Genomic DNA, 18,682 nt, shown 5'->3' with positions numbered 1-18,682 from the left:
GCCGCCGAGCGGCCACAGGAGGGACGGCGGAGAGACGGGGGACAAAAGGGGAAGTCCGGAACGTACGCCTCCGTAATCCTCCGCGGTGTGCGCCCAACATGACCTGCGGCACACGTCCCGCGCGGGGACTCGCGTACCCTGACCTCTCACTCGCGCCTTCGCCACCGGGGTCACCCGGACGTCCCTACGACGTGACGTACCGCCCCTCCGGCGGCGGACCGCGAGCGCAAGACCCAGGGAGGTGCGTACATGTCCGGGACGACCACGGCCCGCACTCGGCGGACGGCGGGCGTTCCCCGGCAATGGCGCGGCACCGAGGCGGGCGGCGGGGCGCACCGCTGGGTCGTGCTCCTTGTGCTCTGCGTCAGCCTGCTGCTCGTCGCCGTGGACGCGACCGTGCTGCATGTCGCGGTCCCGGCCGTGACCGAGGATCTGCGCCCCGGCGCGATGGAACTGCTGTGGATCGTGGACATCTACCCACTGGTCTGCGCCTCGCTGCTGATCCTCTTCGGCACCCTCGGCGACCGTGTCGGCAGACGGCGCGTCCTGCTGCTCGGCTACGGGCTCTTCGGCGCCGCCTCCGCGCTCGCCGCCTTCGCCCCCAGCCCCCAGATCCTCATCGTGGCCCGTGCCCTGCTGGGTGTCGGCGGCGCGATGATCATGCCCGCGACGCTGTCGATCCTGCGCCAGGTCTTCCCGGACCGCCGGGAGCGGGCGCTGGCCATCGGCGTCTGGAGCGCGGTCGCCGCCGTCGGCGCGGCCGTGGGCCCGCTGCTCGGCGGCTTCCTGGTGGAGAACTTCTGGTGGGGCTCGGTCTTCCTGGTCAACCTGCCCCTGATGATCGTGGCGCTGCCCGTCGGCCGCTGGCTGCTGCCGGAGTCCACCGGCGACCGGAACGGGCCCTGGGACGTGCTGGGCGCGGTCATGGCCGCGTGCGGGCTGTTCTGTGTCGTCTTCGGCGTCAAGCGGATGGGCAGCGGCGCGGACCCGCTGGACGCCGTGACCACCGCCCCGCTGCTGTTCGGGGTGGTGCTGCTGGTGCTCTTCGTGCGCCGCCAGCGCCGCCGTACGCATCCGCTGGTGGACCTCAAGCTGTTCGCCCGGCCCGCGTTCTCGATCTCCGTCGGCTGTATCGTGCTCGCCCTGCTGGCGCTCGTCGGCCTGGAGCTCATAGCCGCCCAGTACCTCCAGCTCGTGCTCGGGCTCACCCCGCTCGAGACGGGTCTGCGGCTGCTGCCGCTCACCTTCGCCGCCATGGCCGCCGGGCTCGTGGGGTCCCGGATGCTCCAGTGGCTCGGCCCGCGACTCATGGTCGTCATCGGCTTCGCGCTCACCGCGCTCGCCGTTCTCTCGCTCACCGCCATGGGCCAGGCCGACCGGCCCGCCGTGCTCGTCGGCGGCTTCATCGTCCTGGGCTTCGGCCTGGAGACCACGCTCTTCAGCGCGTACGAGTCGATGCTCAACGAGGCGTCGGCCGGTTCGGCGGGCGGCGCGGCCGCCATCGGCGAGACCTCGTACCAGCTCGGCGCCGGTATCGGCATAGCCCTCCTGGGCAGCGTGATGAACGCCGCCTACAAGCCCGGCGTCTCCTCGGTGCCCGGCGTCCCCGCCTCGGCCAGCTCCGACGCGAGCCAGTCGCTGGGCGCCGCGTACAAGGTCTCCGACCGGATCGGCGGCCACACCGGAGAGGCCCTGCGCTCGGCCGCCCGCGGCGCCTTCGTCCACGGTCTGCATGTCACGCTCGCGGTCAGCGCCGTTCTGCTGCTGATGGGGGCGCTCGCCGCGCTGCGGCTGCCCAAGGTCATGGAGTGCGCCGCTGACGACGAGGAGCCCGCCCAGGGCCCCGACCAGCGGGCACCGGGCGGTACGGACACCCCGGCCCGGCGCGACCGCGCCGCCGTCGCCGCCGAGTCCTGACCGACCCCGCCCGAGTCCCGCGCGCATCCCCCGCCCCGCGAGGTGTCCGGCGGACCTTGCCGCCCGCGGCGGACTGCTCCCGGCCCCTTTCCCAACCGGGCTCTGCCCCGGACTCCGGGGTCCAGGGGGCGAAGCCCCTGCTCCGCCGCGTAGTCCGCCGGACACCCCATGGCCCTGCCCGCGTCCCGCCCCGGGCTTGCCCGCCTCCCGCCCCGGGCCTGCCCGCCTGCTGCCCGTGTCCTGGTGGCGCGGCGTGAGCGGGTCTGGACGTCAGGGGTTACCCGGCCGTAGCGTCGGATCGACCGGGCTGATCACCTCGGCCGCCGGGCGAGAAGGACGCGCCCCGGCGACCGGTAGGCACCCGCCCGGCGACCCGGACCCGCATCTACCGGAGGCCGCCACCCATGTCCGCTGGCACCCTGCCGTCGTTCGATCCGCGTGACCCGCTGGGGCTCGACGATCTCCTCGACCCCGAGGACCTCGCGGTCCGCGACACCATGCGGCAGTGGGCCGCCGACCGTGTGCTGCCGCATGTCGCCGACTGGTTCGAGCGCGGCGAGGTGCCCGGCATCCGGGAGCTGGCCCGGGAGCTCGGCTCCCTCGGCGCGCTCGGGATGTCCCTCACCGGCTACGGGTGTGCGGGTGCCAGTCCGATCCAGTACGGCCTGGCCTGTCTGGAGCTGGAGGCCGCCGACTCCGGGATCCGCTCCCTGATGTCGGTGCAGGGTTCCCTGTCCATGTACGCCATCCACCGCTTCGGCTCCGAGGAGCAGAAGCAGCAGTGGCTGCCCCGGATGGCCTCCGGCGAGGTCATCGGCTGCTTCGGGCTGACCGAACCGGACCACGGCTCCGACCCGGCGGGCATGCGGACGTACGCCAAGCGGGACGGCTCGGACTGGGTGCTCACCGGCCGCAAGATGTGGATCACCAATGGCTCGGTGGCCGGGGTCGCGGTGGTGTGGGCCCACACCGACGAGGGCATCCGCGGCTTTGTCGTCCCCACCGACGCGCCCGGCTTCTCGGCCCCCGACATCAAGCACAAGTGGTCGCTGCGCGCCTCGGTCACCAGCGAGCTGGTCCTGGACGAGGTGCGGCTGCCGGCCGACGCGGTCCTGCCCGAGGTCACCGGGTTGCGGGGCCCGCTGAGCTGCCTGGGCCACGCCCGCTACGGCATCATCTGGGGCTCGATGGGGGCCGCCCGCTCCGCCTTCGAGTCGGCGCTGGACTACGCGCGCGAGCGCGAGCAGTTCGGCCGGCCGATCGGGGGCTTCCAGCTCACCCAGGCCAAGCTGGCCGATATGGCGCTGGAACTCCACAAGGGGATCCTGCTCGCCCACCATCTGGGGCGGCGCATGGAGGCGGGGCGGCTCCGCCCCGAGCAGGTCAGCTTCGGCAAGCTGAACAATGTGCGCGAGGCGATCGAGATCTGCCGCACGTCCCGGACGATTCTGGGCGCCAACGGGATCTCGCTGGAGTATCCGGTGATGCGGCACGCCACGAATCTGGAGTCCGTGCTCACCTATGAGGGCACCGTCGAAATGCACCAACTGGTGCTGGGCAAGGCGCTCACCGGAATCGACGCATTCCGGTGAGCGGCCCCGGGCGCCAAGCCCTGTCCGGGCCTAGCTCTGGTTGAAAAAGCCCGTGGGGTGACCGGCCGGGCCGCTGACGATCTGGTAGTCCGCGGGGGTGAGGAGGAAGACGCGGTTGGCCACGCGGTCGATCGAGCCGCGCAGCCCGAAGATCAGCCCGGCCATGAAGTCCACCACGCGCTTGGCGTCGGCCGACTCCATCGTCGTGAGATTGACGATGACCGGAACACCCTCCCGGAACATCTCCCCGATGCCGCGGGCATCCCGGAACCCGTCCGGGGTGACCGTGGCGATCCGGGTGCCGTGGTCCCGCGCGGTCTCGTCGGCCACCTGCGCTCGCGGGTCGGTCATCCAGGAGTCGCCGGGCTCGGACCCCTCGGCGTAGTCGTCGTCGTAGTAGCGCTCGTCATCGCTGTCGTCGACGAGGCCAAGCCAGGCACTTGCCTTGCGTACCGATCCCATAGACGCCTCCTCTCCCTGATGGTGTGTACCGTCCGCCCCTCTATGGTCGTCCATGATGCGGATGGTCTGCCACGTGGATTGCGGCCGCACAGGGGATTCGTGACGTTACTGGTGCACAACGGCTGGCGCCATATCAGAGTTCCACCTGCTTATGGGGGCTGACGGAGTGATGGGTAGACTCCGCCGCGGCCGGACGGGTGACGTCGGGGACATATGGGTGAACGGGGTTCGTGGTGTTTGGCATTATCCGGCCTTGTCGGCATCGGCTGTCGGAAAACTTGCGCACCGAGTGGATGGCGCATTTGTGCGGGCTGTGCCTCGCGTTGCGGGGTGACCACGGGCAGTTCGCCCGCGTCGCCACCAATTACGACGGCCTGGTGATATCGGTGCTGGTGGAGGCCCAGGCCGGGCGGTCGGACGGCTGGCGGCGCACCGCCGGGCCCTGTCCGCTGCGCGGGATGCGGACGGCGTCGGTCGCCCAGGGCGAGGGGGCGCGTCTTGCGGCCACCGTCTCGCTGGTGCTGGCCTCGGCGAAGGTACGGGACCATGTCGCGGACGGCGACGGGGCGTTGGCCCGGCGGCCGGTGGCCGCGGCCGCCCGCCGGGTGGCCGGGCGGTGGGGCCGGGCGGGGGAGCGCAGCGGCGCCGCGCTCGGCTTCGACACCGCCCTGCTGCTCGACGCGGTCGGCCGGCAGGCGGAGCTCGAGTCCCACGCGGGCCCCGGCACCTCGCTGCTGACCATCACCGAGCCCACCGAGACCGCGACCTCCGCGGCCTTCGGGCACACCGCCGTCCTGGCCGGACGGCCCGGCAACCGGGCCCCGCTGGAGGAGGCGGGCCGGCTCTTCGGGCGGCTCGCGCATCTGCTGGACGCGGTGGAGGACCTGGCCGAGGACGCCGAGACCGGTGCCTGGAACCCGATCGCGGCCACCGGTGCCGACCTCGCCGAGGTCCGCAGGCTGTGCGACGACGCGGTGCACGGGGTGCGGCTGGCGCTCAAGGACACCGAATTCGCGGGCAAGGGTTCCGGCCGGCTCGCCCATGTGCTGCTGGTCCATGAGCTGGAGCGGGCGGTCGACCGCACCTTCGGCACCACCGGCTGTGCGCACCCCGGCCATGGCTCCGGCACCCCGGAGTCCTCCTTCGGGCCGCCGCAGTCGCCGTGGATCACCCCGGGAGGCCCCGGCGGCGCCCCGCCGGCGCCGCCGGGGCGCCGCCGGGGGCTGCTCGCCGGCTGCCTGGTGTGGACCGGGCTCTGCTGTACCTGTCAGGTGTGCTGCCGGGATCCGTACCACGACCCGTGGACCGGGCAGCCGCGCGAGGGCCTGTGCCATAAGTGCGATGACTGCTGCGAGTGTTGTGACTGCTGTGGCAACTGCGGCGACTGCTGTAGCTGCGACTGCTGTGATGGTTGTGACTGCGGCTGCGACTGCTGAGCGCTCCACTGGAGGTGCCCTGAAATGCCGTCGATTGTCTACGGCGGCGTCGTGGCTGATCGCGCGGTTCCCCGCGCCCCTTCGGGGCACCGGAATATGAGGGACGGGGGAACGGAGCAGGTGGTGCCGGGGCGCCTGAGGGGAGGGGCGCCCGAGGGGGGCCTGAGGGGAGGGTGGAAAACGCGGAAGCGTGTGTGCGTGTGGGAAGGCCGAAGGCGCGTGACGACGCGGATATGCGGCGGCCACACCGGAGAAGGGGACCGGCGGGCGGGCGGAGCCTCGAAGCGCTGGGGGCAGGGAATCCCTTGCGTCCCCCACGGCAGCGGAGGCGGGCGGTCAGCCCGAACAGGACGACGACCACACTCGACCGAAGTCGATGTGGTCGCGCGTGACCAGTCGCTGCCTTGAGTCCATGGGCCAAGTGGAGCAGCCATCCGCTTCCGCGTCAACCGCGGTGAGACGCGCTGTTCACAGTTCGGACAGTCTTGACAGCGCACCGTGGGGACGCCTTAACCTCGGCCCCATGTCGAGCTGAGGGGCTCGCCTGCCGAGCTGAGGGGCTCGGCCGTGTGTGAAGGCCATGCGTGTGTTCACTTCAGAACTCACGGAGCCTTTGCATGTCCGCGAACCCGGACCAGCCTCCCCGATCACCCGCCACGATCGTCATCGTCGGCGCGGGCCCGCGTGCCACCGGTCTGATCGAGCGCCTCGCCGCCAACGCCCCCGAACTCCACGGCGACAGCGCCCCGTTCGAGCTGCACCTGGTCGATCCGCATCCGCCCGGCGGCGGCCGCATCTGGCGCCCGGACCAGTCCCCGCTGCTGTGGATGAACTCCATGGCCGAGGACGTCACCATGTTCACCGACGAGTCGGTGGAGCGCGAAGGACCGATACGCCCCGGCCCCTCCCTCGCCGAATGGGCAGCCAAGGTCCGCGAGGGCGAGCCGCCCGGCGCCCGCGCCCTGCCGCCCGAACTCGCCGCCGAGGCCGCCGCCCTGACCGGGCAGAGCTTCGCCACCCGACGGCTCCAGAGCGCCTATCTGCGCTGGGTGTACGAGCGGTCGGTGGCCGGCCTGCCGCCCGGGACCACCGTCCATGAGCACCGGGACCGGGCCGTACGCGTCACGGGACCGCGCGACGGACGTCAGCAGGTGTGGCTGGAGGGGTGGACCGCCCCGCTCACCGCCGACGCCGTGGTCCTCGCCCTCGGCCACCTCGACGCCGAACCCGACGCCGAGCAGCGGGCGCTCACCGCGTTCGCCGCCGAGCACGGACTCGTCCACCTCCCGCCGGAGTTCACCGCCGACAGCGAGCTGAGCGCGCTGCGCCCCGGCGAGCCGGTGCTCGTGCGCGGCCTCGGTCTCGCCTTCGTCGATCTGACGGTGCTGCTCACCGAGGGGCGCGGCGGACGCTATGAGCGCGGCCCGGAGGGGGAGTTGGCCTACCGGCCGTCGGGCCGCGAGCCCGTGCTGTACGCGGGTTCGCGGCGCGGCGTCCCGTACCACGCCAAGATCGGCTACTCGCTGAGCGGTGAGCGGCCCCCGGTGCCGCGCTTCTTCGGCCCCGCCCAGGTCGACGCGTTGCGCTCGCTTCCCGGGCGTCCGGACTTCCGGCGCGACATCTGGCCGCTGATCGCCAAGGAGCTGGGATTCGCCCACTACCACCGGCTGTTCACCGCCCATCCGGAGCGGACGGCCGGGGAGTGGCCCGCGTTCGAGGAGAAGTACGCCGCCTGCCCGCCCGGCAGCCCCGAACTGGACGCCCTGGTCGCCGCGGCCGTCCCCGACCCGGCCGACCGGCTCGATCCCGACGCCCTCGACCACCCCCTGGCCGGGCTGCGGTTCCCCGACCACGAGGCCCTGCAACAGGGGCTGCGCACCCATATCGAGGCCGACCTCGCCCGCCGTCACAACCCCGCGCACAGCCCTGACCTCGCCGTCTTCCTCGCCCTGCTCTCCGTCTACGGCCAACTGATCCGGCTCGGCGACATCGGCGGCTGGTGGCACGGCTTCTTCAGCTACCTCGCCTCCGGCCCGCCCGGCCCACGGCTCGAGCAGTTGCTCGCGCTCTCCCGCGCCGGAGTGGTCCGCTTCCTCGGCGCCGAGACCACCGTGACCGCCGATCCGCTGCGCGGGGTGTTCCGGGCGAGCTCCGCCAGCGTGCCCGGCCATGCCGTCGAGGCCCGTGCGCTGGTCGAGGCCCGGCTGCCGGAGCCCACCGTGGACCGCTCCCGCGACACCCTGCTGCGCTCCCTGCACCGCGACGGCGCCGCCGCCACCCCGGCCGGACTGCTCGCCGTCAGCCCCGCCGACGGCCGGATCCTGGACCGGGCCGGGAGTCCGCATCCGCGCCGCTTCGCGCTCGGGCCGCATACCGACGCCCGCGCGTCGGGCGCCTTCGCCCGGCCCCGTACCAACGCCCCCGCGTTCCGGCAGAACGACGCCACCGCGCGGGCCCTGCTGCGCTGTCTGCGCGACCTGTCCTGTCGCGCCTCGCTCACCGCCTGAGCATCCCCCCGGAAGACCGTTCCCGGGAAAGCCTCCGCTCTCCTCCGAAGGACCCCAAGGACCCTCCATGTCGCTGACGTCCGATCCACCTGTCGACAAAGCCGCCGAAAGCGGCGGCGCCGAACGCGAGGACTACTCCGCCCTCAAGGTCGTCCCGGTACGCCACCCCTGGCGCTGGGCCGCCGTTGCCGTCACCGCCGTCCTGGTGGCCCAGTTCGCCAACGGCCTGATCACCAACCCCGGCTGGGAGTGGGACGTCTTCGCCGACTTCTTCACCACCCGGACCATCCTCAAGGCGGTCTGGATCACCATCCAGCTCACCTGCTACGGCACCGCGCTCGGCTTCGCCCTCGGGATCGTCCTCGCCTTCATGCGGCTGTCCCGGAGCCCCTTCCTGAAGTCGGTCGCCTTCACCTACATCTGGGCGTTCCGCTCCATCCCGCTCATCGTCCAGCTCCTCTTCTGGTTCAACCTCACCTATCTCTACAAGCGGCTCGACTTCGGCATCCCCTTCGGCCCCGGCTTCTTCTCCTTCGACACCGCGGGACTGGTCGGCGCGATGAGCGCTGCGGTGCTCGGACTCGCCCTCCACCAGGCGGCCTACGCGGCGGAGATCGTGCGCGGCGGAGTCCTCGCGGTCGACGGCGGACAGCTGGAGGCGGCGGCCGCGCTCGGTATCCCCCGGCTGCGGCAGTTGCGCCGGATCGTGCTCCCGCAGGCGATGCGGTCGATCCTGCCGAACGCCGCCAACGAGGTCATCTCGCTCTTCAAGGGCACCTCGATCGTCTCCGTCATGGCGATCGGCGAGCTCTTCTACCAGGTGCAGGTCATCTACGGACGCAACGGCCGGGTCGTGCCGCTGCTGATGGTCGCGACCGTCTGGTACATCATCCTGACCACCGTGCTCTCGATCGCGCAGTACTACGTCGAGCGCCGCTTCTCGCGGGGAGCCACCCGATGACCGCCATGGTCGACATCCGTTCCGTCCACAAGAGCTTCGGGTCGCTGGAGGTGCTGCGCGGCATCGACCTGGAGGTGCGCTCCGGGGAGGTGGCCGTCGTCCTCGGGCCGTCGGGCTCCGGCAAGTCCACGCTGCTGCGCGCCATCAACCACCTGGAGAAGGTGGACAGCGGCTGGATCAGCGTCGGCGGCTCGCTGGTCGGCTACCGCCGCCAGGGCGGCCGCCTCTACGAGCTGCGCGAACGCGAGATCCTCAAGCAGCGCACCCGGATCGGCTTCGTCTTCCAGAACTTCAACCTCTTCCCGCATCTGACGGTGCTGGAGAACATCGTCGAGGCGCCGGTCTCGGCCCTGCGCCGCCCCAGGAAAGAGGCGGTTCACAGCGCCGAGACGCTGCTCGCCCGGGTCGGTCTGGCCGACAAGGCGGCCGCGTACCCCCGGCAGCTCTCCGGCGGACAGCAGCAGCGGGTGGCGATTGCCCGCGCCCTCGCCCTGGAACCCGAGCTGCTGCTCTTCGACGAGCCGACCTCCGCCCTCGACCCCGAACTGGTCGGCGAGGTCCTCGACGTCATCAAGGACCTGGCCCATCAGGGCACCACGATGATCGTCGTCACCCATGAGATCGGCTTCGCGCGGGAGGTCGCCGACACCGTCGTCTTCATGGACGGCGGCCGGATCGTCGAGCAGGGCCCACCGGCCGAGGTGCTGGACGCCCCACGCGAGGAACGCACGAAGGCGTTTCTCTCCAAGGTCCTCTGAGGCCACCGATGTTCACGAGATCACCGAGGCCCGCGAGACGGCCGATGTCCACGAGATCACCGATGTCCACGAGATCACCGATGTCCACCCACGCAAGGAGCACTCCCGTGAAGACCCGCCGCACCCTCGTCACCGCCGTCGCCGCCCTCACCGTCGCCGCCCTGCTCGGCGGCTGCGGCGACGGCGATGTCCGGGAGACTGTGGGCTCCAAGGGCGCGAAGGGCGCCATCAACATCAGCCCCGACCAGCACCGCGTCAGAGGGAAGAAGGTCGACTCGATCGCGGCGAAGGTGCCGGCCGCGATCCGTGCGCGCGGCACCCTGCGCATCGGCGGCAGCGCCGACGCCTCCCCGCCGCTCGGCTTCTACGCGACCGACGACAAGACCCGGATCGGCTCCGAGATCGACCTCGCCACGCTGGTCGCCGACACGCTCGGGCTCAAGACCGACTTCCAGGCGGTCTCCTGGGAGAACCTCTTCGTCGGCCTCGACAGCTCCAAGTTCGACGGCGTCTTCTCCAATGTGACGGTCACCGAGGACCGCAAGGAGAAGTACGACTTCGCCACCTACCGGCTGGACGATCTCGCCTTCGAGGCCAAGAAGGGCACCTCCTGGCGGGTCAAAAGCCCCAAGGACGTGGCGGGCAAAACCGTTTCGGTCGCCTCCGGCACCAACCAGGAGAAGATCCTGGTCGACTGGAGCAAGCAGAACCAGAAGGCCGGCCGCAAGCCCGTGGACATCAAGTACTTCCAGAAGGACACCGACTACTACCTCGCCCTTCAATCGGGCCGTATCGACGCCTACTTCGGCCCCCACCCCACCTCCGCCTACCACGTCGCCTCGGCCGGCCAGACCCAGGTGATCGGCCGCTTCTCGGGCGGTGGCGACCAGGTGCAGGGCAAGATCGCGGCCACCACCAGGAAGGGCAGCGGGCTGGTCGACGCCTATGCCGCGGCCCTGGACCACGTGATCGAGGACGGCTCGTACGCCAAGGTCCTCAAGCGCTGGGGGCTCTCCAGCGAGGCGGTGAAGAAGTCCGAGATCAACCCGCCCGGCCTGCCCACGCCGTGACCGTGCCCCCACTCCCGACCGAGGAAGGCCCTGACCATGGCCGTACCGACCGGCACCCTGCACCTGGCCGCCGCCATCGACGGCGACGGGCAGTACCAGGCGCCGTACTACGTGGAGCTCGCCCGCCTCGCCGAGGACGGCATGCTCGACTTCATCACCCTGGACGACACCTTCGGCCCTCCGGGGCCGGGCCGGGGCAGGCTCGACGCGCTCGCCGTCCTCGCGCGTGTCGCGCCCGCCACCGGGCGGATCGGCCTGGTGCCGACCGTCACCACCACCCACACCGAGCCGTTCCATGTCTCCTCCGCCGTCGCCACCTTGGACTGGGTCAGCCGCGGCCGGGCGGGCTGGCGGGTCGAGGTGTCGGCGACGGAGGCGGAGGCCCGGCTGGTGGGCCGCCGCCCCGCGGCCCCGGCCGGGGAGCTGTGGGCCGAGGCGGGGGAGGTCGCCGATGTGGTGGCCCGGCTGTGGGATAGCTGGGAGGACGACGCCGAGATCCGTGACACCGCCACCGGCCGTTTCATCGACCGCGACAAGCTGCACTACGTGGACTTCGAGGGCGCGCACTTCTCGGTGCGCGGCCCGGCCATCGTGCCCCGGCCGCCGCAGGGCCGCCCGGTGGTGGCCGTCGCCGCCACCGACCCGGTGACCTGGCAGACCGCGGCCCGACACGCCGATGTGGTGTACCTCCGTGCCACCTCTCCGGAGGAGGCGGGCCGTATCCGCGACGAGCTGAAGCGCCGCGCGGTGGCGCACGGCCGGGAGCCCGGCGCGCTCACCGTGCTCGCCGCCGTCGCCGTGGACCTGGCCGACGGGGAGGGCGCGCCCGGGAACGCCCCGCCGGTCGCGCTGGCCGACACGCCCGGCGGACCGCCGCTGTACCGCGGGGGACCGGCCGGGCTCGCCGAGCTGATCACCGGCTGGCACACCGCCGACGCGGTGGACGGCTTCCACATCACCCCCGTCGCCCCACGCCATGACCTGGAACGTTTCGTCAACGGCACCGTGGCGCTGCTCCAGCACCGAGGGCTGTTCCGCACCTTCTATCCCGGTGCGACACTCCGCGACCACCTGGGGCTTTCCCGCCCGGCCAGCCGCTACGCCCTGGAGCGGGAGGCCACCCGATGAGCAGGCAGCACAAGCAGATCCATCTCGCGGCCCACTTCCCCGGGGTCAACAACACCACCGTCTGGACGGTCCCGCCCGCCGGCCCGACCACCACCCCTGGTCGATGCGCTTCGCGCAGCCCCGCTCTCGGAAGCCAGATCGACTTCGACTCCTTCGAACATCTCGCGCGCACCGCCGAGCGCGGGCTGTTCGACTTCTTCTTCCTGGCCGAGGGGTTGCGGCTGCGCGAGCACAACGGCCGGATCCACGACCTCGACGTGGTCGGCAGGCCCGAGTCGATCACCGTGCTGAACGCGCTCGCCGCCGTCACCGAACGGCTGGGGCTGGCCGCCACCGTCAACGCCACGTTCAACGAACCGTACGAACTGGCCCGCCGACTGGCCTCCCTGGACCATCTCAGCGGGGGCCGCGCCGCCTGGAACGTGGTCACCTCCTCCGACGCCTTCACCGGCGAGAACTTCCGGCGCGGCGGCTTCCTGGACCGGGCCGACCGCTACACCCGGGCCGCCGAGTTCGTCGCCACCGCCCGTGAGCTGTGGGACTCCTGGACGCCGGACGGCACGCCCCGCCCGTTCGCCCACACCGGCCGGCACTTCACCATCGACGGCGAGTTCGGCGTGCCACGCTCACCGCAGGGCCATCCGGTGGTGATCCAGGCCGGGGACTCCGACGAGGGCCGGGAGTTCGCCGCCTCCGCCGCCGACATCATCTTCACCCGGCACGGCTCCCTGGAGGCCGGGCGCGCCTTCTACGCCGACGTCAAGCGGCGGCTGGCGCGGTACGGGCGCGCCCCGGAGGAGCTGAAGATCATGCCCGGGGTGACCCTGGTCCTCGGCGACACCGCGGCCGACGCCCAGGAGAAGGCCGCCGAGATCCGGCTCCAGCAGGTCTCACCGCAGACCGCGCTTCTCACCCTGGAACAGATCTGGGGTGTGGACCTGTCCGGCTACGACCCGGACGGGCCCCTTCCGGACATCGACCCCGACCCCGACTCCCAGTTGACCCAGGGCCGGGTGCGGCATGGCGATCCGCTGGCCGTCGCCGCCAAGTGGCGGGCGCTGTCGGAGGAGAAAGGGCTGTCCATCCGGCAGACCGTCATCGAGGCGAACGGGCGTCAGTCGTTCATCGGCACCCCGGAGGCGGTCGCCGCGCAGATGACGGAATTCGTCGCCGCCGACGCCGCCGACGGCTTCATCCTCGTCCCGCATCTGACCCCCGGCGGGCTCGATGACTTCGTGGACCGGGTGGTGCCCCTGCTCCAGGAGCGCGGGGTGTTCCGCACCGCGTACAGCGGTACGACACTCCGTGACCACCTGGGACTTCCCTATCCGGGGGAGCGGGGCTGAGCGGCTTCGCACCGGCCCGGCCGCGGGGATGTGAGCGGCCGGAGCGATAGCGGAACCCGATCGCCCGCGCGTCCGTCTCAGGGGTTACCCAGGGGATGGGAGCACAAGCCCCGGCGGCCTGAACCCGCCGGGGCTATGTGGCGTGTGCCCGACGACCGTTCCGAATTGTCCTCTTGCGCGGTGCGCCCACGGCACGAATACTTCCGGAAGCGCTTGTCAGGGGCACGCTGAATCGGACGTATCGGTCGTCGGCGTGCTCATTGACTGCGCCTCACGGGCCTGCCCACCCAGGCGGACCCCCGATTCCCCCGGAGGAAGAGTTGAGGATCAAGCGCAACGCCCCCCACAACAAGCAGGCGAGACGTATCGCCCTGATCGCCGCGACCTCCGCCCTGGTGGCCGGAGCGGCGCTCGCCGCCCCCGCCGCCTACGCCGGAAGCGACGGCGCCCGCACCTTCAGCGCGGCTGAGGCCAAGTCGGCGAGCGACGCCGTCCTCAAGGCCGATGTCGCGGGCACCGCCTGGTACGTCGACAAGGCGACCAACAAGCTCCACGTCACCGCCGACAGCACGGTGTCCCAGAGCGAGATAGCCAAGATCAAGAACACCGCCGGTGCGAGCGCCCACGCGATCGAGGTCAAGCGGACCTCGGGCAAGATTCAGAAGCTGATCTCGGGCGGCGACGCGATCTACGCGGATAGCTGGCGCTGCTCCCTCGGCTTCAACGTGCGCAACAGCAGCGGGGCCAACTACTTCGTCACCGCCGGTCACTGCACCGACGGTGCCGGCACCTGGTGGTCGAACTCCGGCCACTCCACCACCATCGGCCCGACGGCCGGCTCCAGCTTCCCGACCAACGACTACGGTCTGGTCCGGTACAGCGGCTCGGCCACCCCCCAGGGCACCGTCGGCAGCCAGGACATCACCTCGGCCGCCAACCCGACCGTGGGCCAGACGGTCACCCGGCGCGGCTCCACCACCGGCATCCACAGCGGCCAGGTCACCGCGCTGAACGCCACGGTCAACTACGGCAATGGCGACATCGTCTACGGCATGATCCAGACCACGGTCTGCGCCGAGCCCGGCGACAGCGGCGGCCCGCTCTACGCCGGCTCCACCGCTCTCGGCCTCACCTCCGGCGGCAGCGGTAACTGCACCTCCGGTGGCACCACGTTCTTCCAGCCGGTCGTCGAGGCGCTGAACGCGTACGGCGTGAGCGTCTACTGATCGGCGCCGTCCCTTCGCTGATCGTCTCCGCGCCAGGCTGATCGAGAGCCCCCGTCCGGGCCACCGGACGGGGGCTCTCCGCGCCTCCGGGCAAGGCCCCTGGGCGGGGCCTTTCCGGGCCGCCGGAAGGGGCCGTTCCGCGGCCCTCCCCACTGTCCGACGGGCGGACTATCGTGGATATATACCCCATAAGGGGCATTGTTCACGATACGGACGGTAGGTGGCCGTGATGGTCGGTGCGCTCGTGACATTGATAGTGGTACTGGCTTGCCTCGGCGCCCTTGGCGCACTGGCCGCGGCCCGGGTGGTCAAGCAGTACGAGCGGGGTGTGGTCTTCCGGCTCGGGAGGCTGCGCTCGGATATCCGGGGGCCGGGGTTCACCATGATCACCCCGATGGTCGACCGGCTCCAGAAGGTCAATATGCAGATCGTGACGATGCCCGTGCCCGCCCAGGAGGGCATCACCCGGGACAACGTGACCGTGCGGGTCGACGCCGTCGTCTACTTCAAGGTCGTGGACCCGGCCGAGGCGCTCGTCGCGGTCGAGGATTACCGCTTCGCCGTCTCCCAGATGGCCCAGACCTCGCTGCGGTCGATCATCGGAAAGAGCGATCTGGACGATCTGCTCTCCAACCGGGAGAAGCTCAACCAGGGCCTCGAGCTCATGATCGACAGCCCGGCCATCGGCTGGGGCGTCCATATCGACCGGGTGGAGATCAAGGACGTGTCGCTGCCGGAGACCATGAAGCGGTCGATGGCCCGCCAGGCCGAGGCCGACCGGGAGCGCCGCGCCCGGGTCATCAACGCGGACGCGGAGCTGCAGGCGTCGCGGAAGCTGGCCGAGGCCGCCGCCCAGATGGCCGACACCCCCTCGGCCCTCCAGTTGCGGCTGCTGCAGACGGTGATGGCGGTCGCCGCCGAGAAGAACTCCACACTGGTGCTGCCCATCCCGGTCGAGCTGCTGCGCTTCCTGGAGCGGGGCGCACAGGAGATCCCGGCCGCGGCCCGGACGGAGGGCGATGCGGAGGGCGGCGCCCCGGCCGCCGGTCCGGCCACCGCCCCGGAGTGGGAGGCCGCGCCCGCGCAGCCGGCCCAGCCCGCCCGGCAGGCGATGCCGACGCTCACCGAGCGCGAGCCGGAGCCGCACGCCGTGGACCGATGAGCCGCCGGAGGTGACCTGATCCGCCAAGAGGGCTCTCGCCAGAGGGTCTTCGCCAGAGGATCCCGCGCGGTCGATTCGCCCGGTTTGACGGCTCGTCCGGATATCTGATTCGGTGCCCGTACACCCAGAAGGTGTACGGGCACCGCCATGTCCGGACATGAGGTCGCCGGGTAAATTTCACGGCGATGACGCGAACGCACCCTTGTGCGGGGCCGGTGGTGATGGGAATACTCGGCGGCGCAATTTGGCATGGACGCGCCCCTGAGTGGGGAGAAGCGCCATGTCGCTACGCCCTCCGGGCCCTGGCACCCCACTGCCGTCGGGCCCAACCCCCCACTGGAAGGCAGAGACTTGAAGCACCGCCGCATACCCAAGCGTCGTGTCGCCATAGCCGGAGCCGGCATCGCGGCCCTGGTCGCCACGGGCATCACCCTGCAGAGCGCCAACGCCGCCCCGGGTGAGACCCAGCCCGACACCCTCTCGGTCGGCGCCGCCGGAAAGCTGGCCAGCACCCTCACCTCCTCGCTCAAGAGCGACACGGCGGGTGCGTACTACGACGCCAAGGCCAAGAAGCTCGTCGTCAATGTGGTCAACAAGGGCGTCGTGGACAAGGTCCGGGACGCCGGGGCCGAGGTCAAGGTCGTCAAGCACACCCTGGCCGAGCTGAGCAAGGCGCGTCAGACGCTCAAGGAGAAGGCCACCATCCCCGGCACCTCGTGGTCGGTGGACCCCAGAAGCAACAAGGTCGTCGTCACCGCGGACAGCTCCGTCAAGGGCGCCGGGATGGCCACCCTCGACAAGGTCGCCGGCGCGCTCGGCGACAAGGTCGAGGTGAAGCACTCGGCCGGTAAGTTCTCCACCTTCATCGCCGGTGGCGACGCCATCTGGGGCAACGGCGGGCGCTGCTCGCTGGGCTTCAACGTGGTCAAGGGCGGCCAGCCGTACTTCCTGACCGCCGGTCACTGCACCGAGGCCATCAGCAGTTGGTCGGACTCGCAGGGCGGCGAGGAGATCGGCACCAACGAGGGCAGCGACTTCCCCGGTAACGACTACGGGCTGGTCAAGTACACCAAGGACACCGACCACCCGAGCGCGGTCGACCTCTACAACGGCAGCACCCAGGCCATCTCCAAGGCCGGTGACGCCACGGTCGGCCAGAAGGTGACGCGCAGCGGCTCCACCACCCAGGTGCACGACGGCGAGGTCACCGGCCTCAATGCGACCGTCAACTACCAGGAAGGCTCGGTCGAAGGGCTGATCCAGACCAACGTCTGCGCCGAGCCCGGCGACAGCGGCGGCGCGCTCTTCGCGGGCGACACGGCGCTGGGTCTGACCTCCGGCGGCAGCGGTGACTGCTCCTCGGGCGGCGAGACCTTCTTCCAGCCGGTGCCGGAGGCGCTGCAGGCGTTCGGCGCCCAGATCGGCTGACCTGGGACGCGTTTCGCTCCCGCGGTCCGCTCCCGTGTGAACAAGAGCAGGCCCCCGGACACCCGTGGACGGTGTCCGGGGGCTTTCCCTTTGCCGTGCTCAGCCCGTTGTACTCAGGCTGTTGTGCTCAGCCTGCTGCGCTCATTGCCGTGCTCGGCGGTCGTTCAGCCGGTCAGGGCCCAAGGCAGGACGGTCAGAACTCGAAGACCATCGTCGGCGCCGCGCTCTTGAAGCAGTTGTTCGCGAAGGTGTGCTCGTACGACACCCGGCGGCCGTCCCAGATCCCCTCGGCGGTGACCGTGATGGGGTGCCACTCCTTGGTGCACACCCGGCCGGGCTCCGCGCCGGTGCGTAGCTGGCCGAACGTGCCGCCCACGGAGCGGAGTTCGGCGCATGCCTTGGCGGGGGCCGGGTGGGTGCCGGTGGCGGTGGGGCGACAGCTCAGTGTCACCGCTCGCTGGACCTCGGTCGTGGCCGCGTCGGCCCCCCAGCCGACGGTGAGGACCAGCGCGGAGGGCGGGTACAGGCTCTGCGGCTTGGCGGGCTGGGCGCTTGCCGTGCCGCTCGTGCCGATCCCCAGCACGGCGCTCACGGCCAGAGCCGCTCCGAGCCCGATCGCCCCAGTAGTCTTCCGCATTTCGAACACTCCCTTGCTCGTCGTTGCAGATACCGGACGGAGTCTTACGCGGTGCGCGTCAGGAACGCACGTCGATCGAGCACTTCCGGTCGCTACAAGTAGTCGTTCGGTGGCTTATTGTCGCGTGCGGGGGATGGCCGAGCACGGAACGCCGCGTGGCGACCGGGTGCGTGACAGCGCGCGGATTGCGCCCCTCGGGGCCCCCGGCGCCGTTTCGCGCCCCCGGTGAATGGCGTGCTCAGCGAGGTGCCGAGGCGCTCAAATCGATTCAAGGGTGCTCAGGTGAGCACGGCCGAGTGATGTCCATGATGCCTCTGGGGCGAGGGCTGCCGCGCACCCCGCGAGAGCGAGAACCTGCCAGGGCAAGCTGACCGGTGGTGGCCGCTCTAGCCCAGCTCTCCGCTCAGGGCCCCGGCCTGCCGGCCCCAGCCGTAGCCGCGCCCCACGCGCAACCGCAGCACCAGCCGCCGCTCGGCCACCATCGCGGTGCGGAACTCCTCCCAGTCCGGATGGTCGCCCTGGATCGCGCGGTAGACCTCCACCAGCTCATCGGCGGTGGCGTCATGGGGGTCGGCGGCGACCGGCGTCAGCTCGGCATCGCCCTCGGCCACCAGATAGGAGGAGTGGTCCCCGCTGGTGACGTAGAAGCTCGCGCGCGGATCGCGGCGCAGATTGCGGGTCTTGGCGCGGTCATCGGTGACCGAGATCCGGATGAGGCGCGTCGCGGGGTCATAGGTGAAGGCGACATTGGAGAGCTGCGGCCGTCCATCGCGCTTGAGGGTGACGAGCGCGCCGGTGCGCTGCTCCCGTAGCAGATCGAGCAGGGATCCCTCCGTCATGGTGATCAGCATACGCGCGGGCCGGTGGCCGACCCATGGATGCGACCGACCGGCTTCCGCGCGTCGCGTTCGCAAGGCGACACGCGGGATTAAAGGGGGTTTTGGGTGCTTATGGTGGAGAGGGGGGACGCGATCGAATCGACTCGCACGCTTGTTCGAGAATGGGGTTATGGTGGGGCGTGGGACAAGCAGGGTCGGTCAGGGGGTGTGAGC

Annotated in this window: 15 protein-coding genes; 12 read left to right on the top strand and 3 right to left on the bottom strand. The window is 71.2% G+C overall.

What is annotated here, in order from left to right; genetic code table 11:
* Positions 1 to 249 precede the first annotated feature (249 nt).
* Both STRVI_RS31840 and STRVI_RS31835 read left to right on the top strand, forming a co-directional pair.
* A complete protein-coding gene (locus tag STRVI_RS31840) occupies positions 250 to 1,917 on the top strand; it encodes an MFS transporter (RefSeq protein ID WP_014059681.1) in 1,668 nt (555 codons plus the stop codon).
* Between the two features lie 404 nt (positions 1,918 to 2,321).
* Positions 2,322 to 3,509, top strand: coding sequence for an acyl-CoA dehydrogenase family protein (locus STRVI_RS31835; protein WP_014059680.1), 1,188 nt, complete (start codon positions 2,322 to 2,324; stop codon positions 3,507 to 3,509).
* 30 nt (positions 3,510 to 3,539) lie between these two features.
* On the opposite strand, the gene STRVI_RS31830 is transcribed toward STRVI_RS31835, so the two are convergent.
* Positions 3,540 to 3,971, bottom strand: coding sequence for a cell division protein SepF (locus tag STRVI_RS31830; RefSeq protein WP_014059679.1), 432 nt, complete (start codon positions 3,969 to 3,971; stop codon positions 3,540 to 3,542).
* 233 nt (positions 3,972 to 4,204) lie between these two features.
* Here STRVI_RS31830 and STRVI_RS31825 point away from each other — a divergent pair, with 233 nt between their 5' ends.
* From STRVI_RS31825 to STRVI_RS31780, 10 genes are all read left to right on the top strand, one after another.
* Positions 4,205 to 5,407 carry a DUF5685 family protein gene (locus STRVI_RS31825; RefSeq protein ID WP_014059678.1) on the top strand — a complete coding sequence of 401 codons (1,203 nt, stop codon included), beginning with the start codon at positions 4,205 to 4,207 and terminating at the stop codon, positions 5,405 to 5,407.
* Between the two features lie 617 nt (positions 5,408 to 6,024).
* Positions 6,025 to 7,914, top strand: coding sequence for an FAD/NAD(P)-binding protein (locus tag STRVI_RS31820; protein WP_014059677.1), 1,890 nt, complete (start codon positions 6,025 to 6,027; stop codon positions 7,912 to 7,914).
* Between the two features lie 67 nt (positions 7,915 to 7,981).
* A complete protein-coding gene (locus STRVI_RS31815; RefSeq protein ID WP_014059676.1) occupies positions 7,982 to 8,875 on the top strand; it encodes an amino acid ABC transporter permease in 894 nt (297 codons plus the stop codon).
* 5 nt (positions 8,876 to 8,880) lie between these two features.
* Positions 8,881 to 9,633 carry an amino acid ABC transporter ATP-binding protein gene (locus STRVI_RS31810; RefSeq protein WP_167543298.1) on the top strand — a complete coding sequence of 251 codons (753 nt, stop codon included), beginning with the start codon at positions 8,881 to 8,883 and terminating at the stop codon, positions 9,631 to 9,633.
* A gap of 107 nt (positions 9,634 to 9,740) precedes the next feature.
* Entirely contained in the window at positions 9,741 to 10,703 is a 963-nt protein-coding gene (locus tag STRVI_RS31805; RefSeq protein ID WP_014059674.1) for an ABC transporter substrate-binding protein, read from the top strand.
* Positions 10,704 to 10,739: 36 nt separating this feature from the next.
* Positions 10,740 to 11,831 carry an LLM class flavin-dependent oxidoreductase gene (locus STRVI_RS31800; RefSeq protein ID WP_014059673.1) on the top strand — a complete coding sequence of 364 codons (1,092 nt, stop codon included), beginning with the start codon at positions 10,740 to 10,742 and terminating at the stop codon, positions 11,829 to 11,831.
* Positions 11,828 to 13,177: an NtaA/DmoA family FMN-dependent monooxygenase gene (locus STRVI_RS31795; RefSeq protein ID WP_014059672.1), complete on the top strand. Its 1,350-nt coding sequence runs from the start codon at positions 11,828 to 11,830 to the stop codon at positions 13,175 to 13,177. Before STRVI_RS31800 ends, STRVI_RS31795 begins: the two co-directional genes overlap by 4 nt.
* 320 nt (positions 13,178 to 13,497) lie before the next feature.
* On the top strand, positions 13,498 to 14,403 hold the full coding sequence (locus tag STRVI_RS31790; protein WP_014059671.1) for a S1 family peptidase: 906 nt from the start codon (positions 13,498 to 13,500) through the stop codon (positions 14,401 to 14,403).
* A gap of 229 nt (positions 14,404 to 14,632) precedes the next feature.
* A complete protein-coding gene (locus STRVI_RS31785; RefSeq protein WP_014059670.1) occupies positions 14,633 to 15,565 on the top strand; it encodes a slipin family protein in 933 nt (310 codons plus the stop codon).
* A gap of 351 nt (positions 15,566 to 15,916) precedes the next feature.
* Positions 15,917 to 16,993 (top strand): S1 family peptidase, encoded by a 1,077-nt coding sequence (locus STRVI_RS31780; protein WP_043236868.1) that lies wholly within the window; start codon positions 15,917 to 15,919, stop codon positions 16,991 to 16,993.
* 193 nt (positions 16,994 to 17,186) lie between these two features.
* On the opposite strand, the gene STRVI_RS31775 is transcribed toward STRVI_RS31780, so the two are convergent.
* Together STRVI_RS31775 and STRVI_RS31770 are read right to left on the bottom strand one after the other, a co-directional pair.
* Positions 17,187 to 17,630: a subtilase-type protease inhibitor gene (locus tag STRVI_RS31775; RefSeq protein ID WP_014059668.1), complete on the bottom strand. Its 444-nt coding sequence runs from the start codon at positions 17,628 to 17,630 to the stop codon at positions 17,187 to 17,189.
* A gap of 386 nt (positions 17,631 to 18,016) precedes the next feature.
* Positions 18,017 to 18,469: a PPOX class F420-dependent oxidoreductase gene (locus STRVI_RS31770; protein ID WP_106685981.1), complete on the bottom strand. Its 453-nt coding sequence runs from the start codon at positions 18,467 to 18,469 to the stop codon at positions 18,017 to 18,019.
* Positions 18,470 to 18,682 lie beyond the last annotated feature (213 nt).

This window comes from Streptomyces violaceusniger Tu 4113, assembly GCF_000147815.2.
GTDB classification, from domain to species: Bacteria; Actinomycetota; Actinomycetes; order Streptomycetales; family Streptomycetaceae; genus Streptomyces; species Streptomyces violaceusniger_A.
The sequence above is the reverse complement of the archived record's forward strand: the minus strand, read 5'-3'. Positions and strand labels throughout refer to the sequence as shown.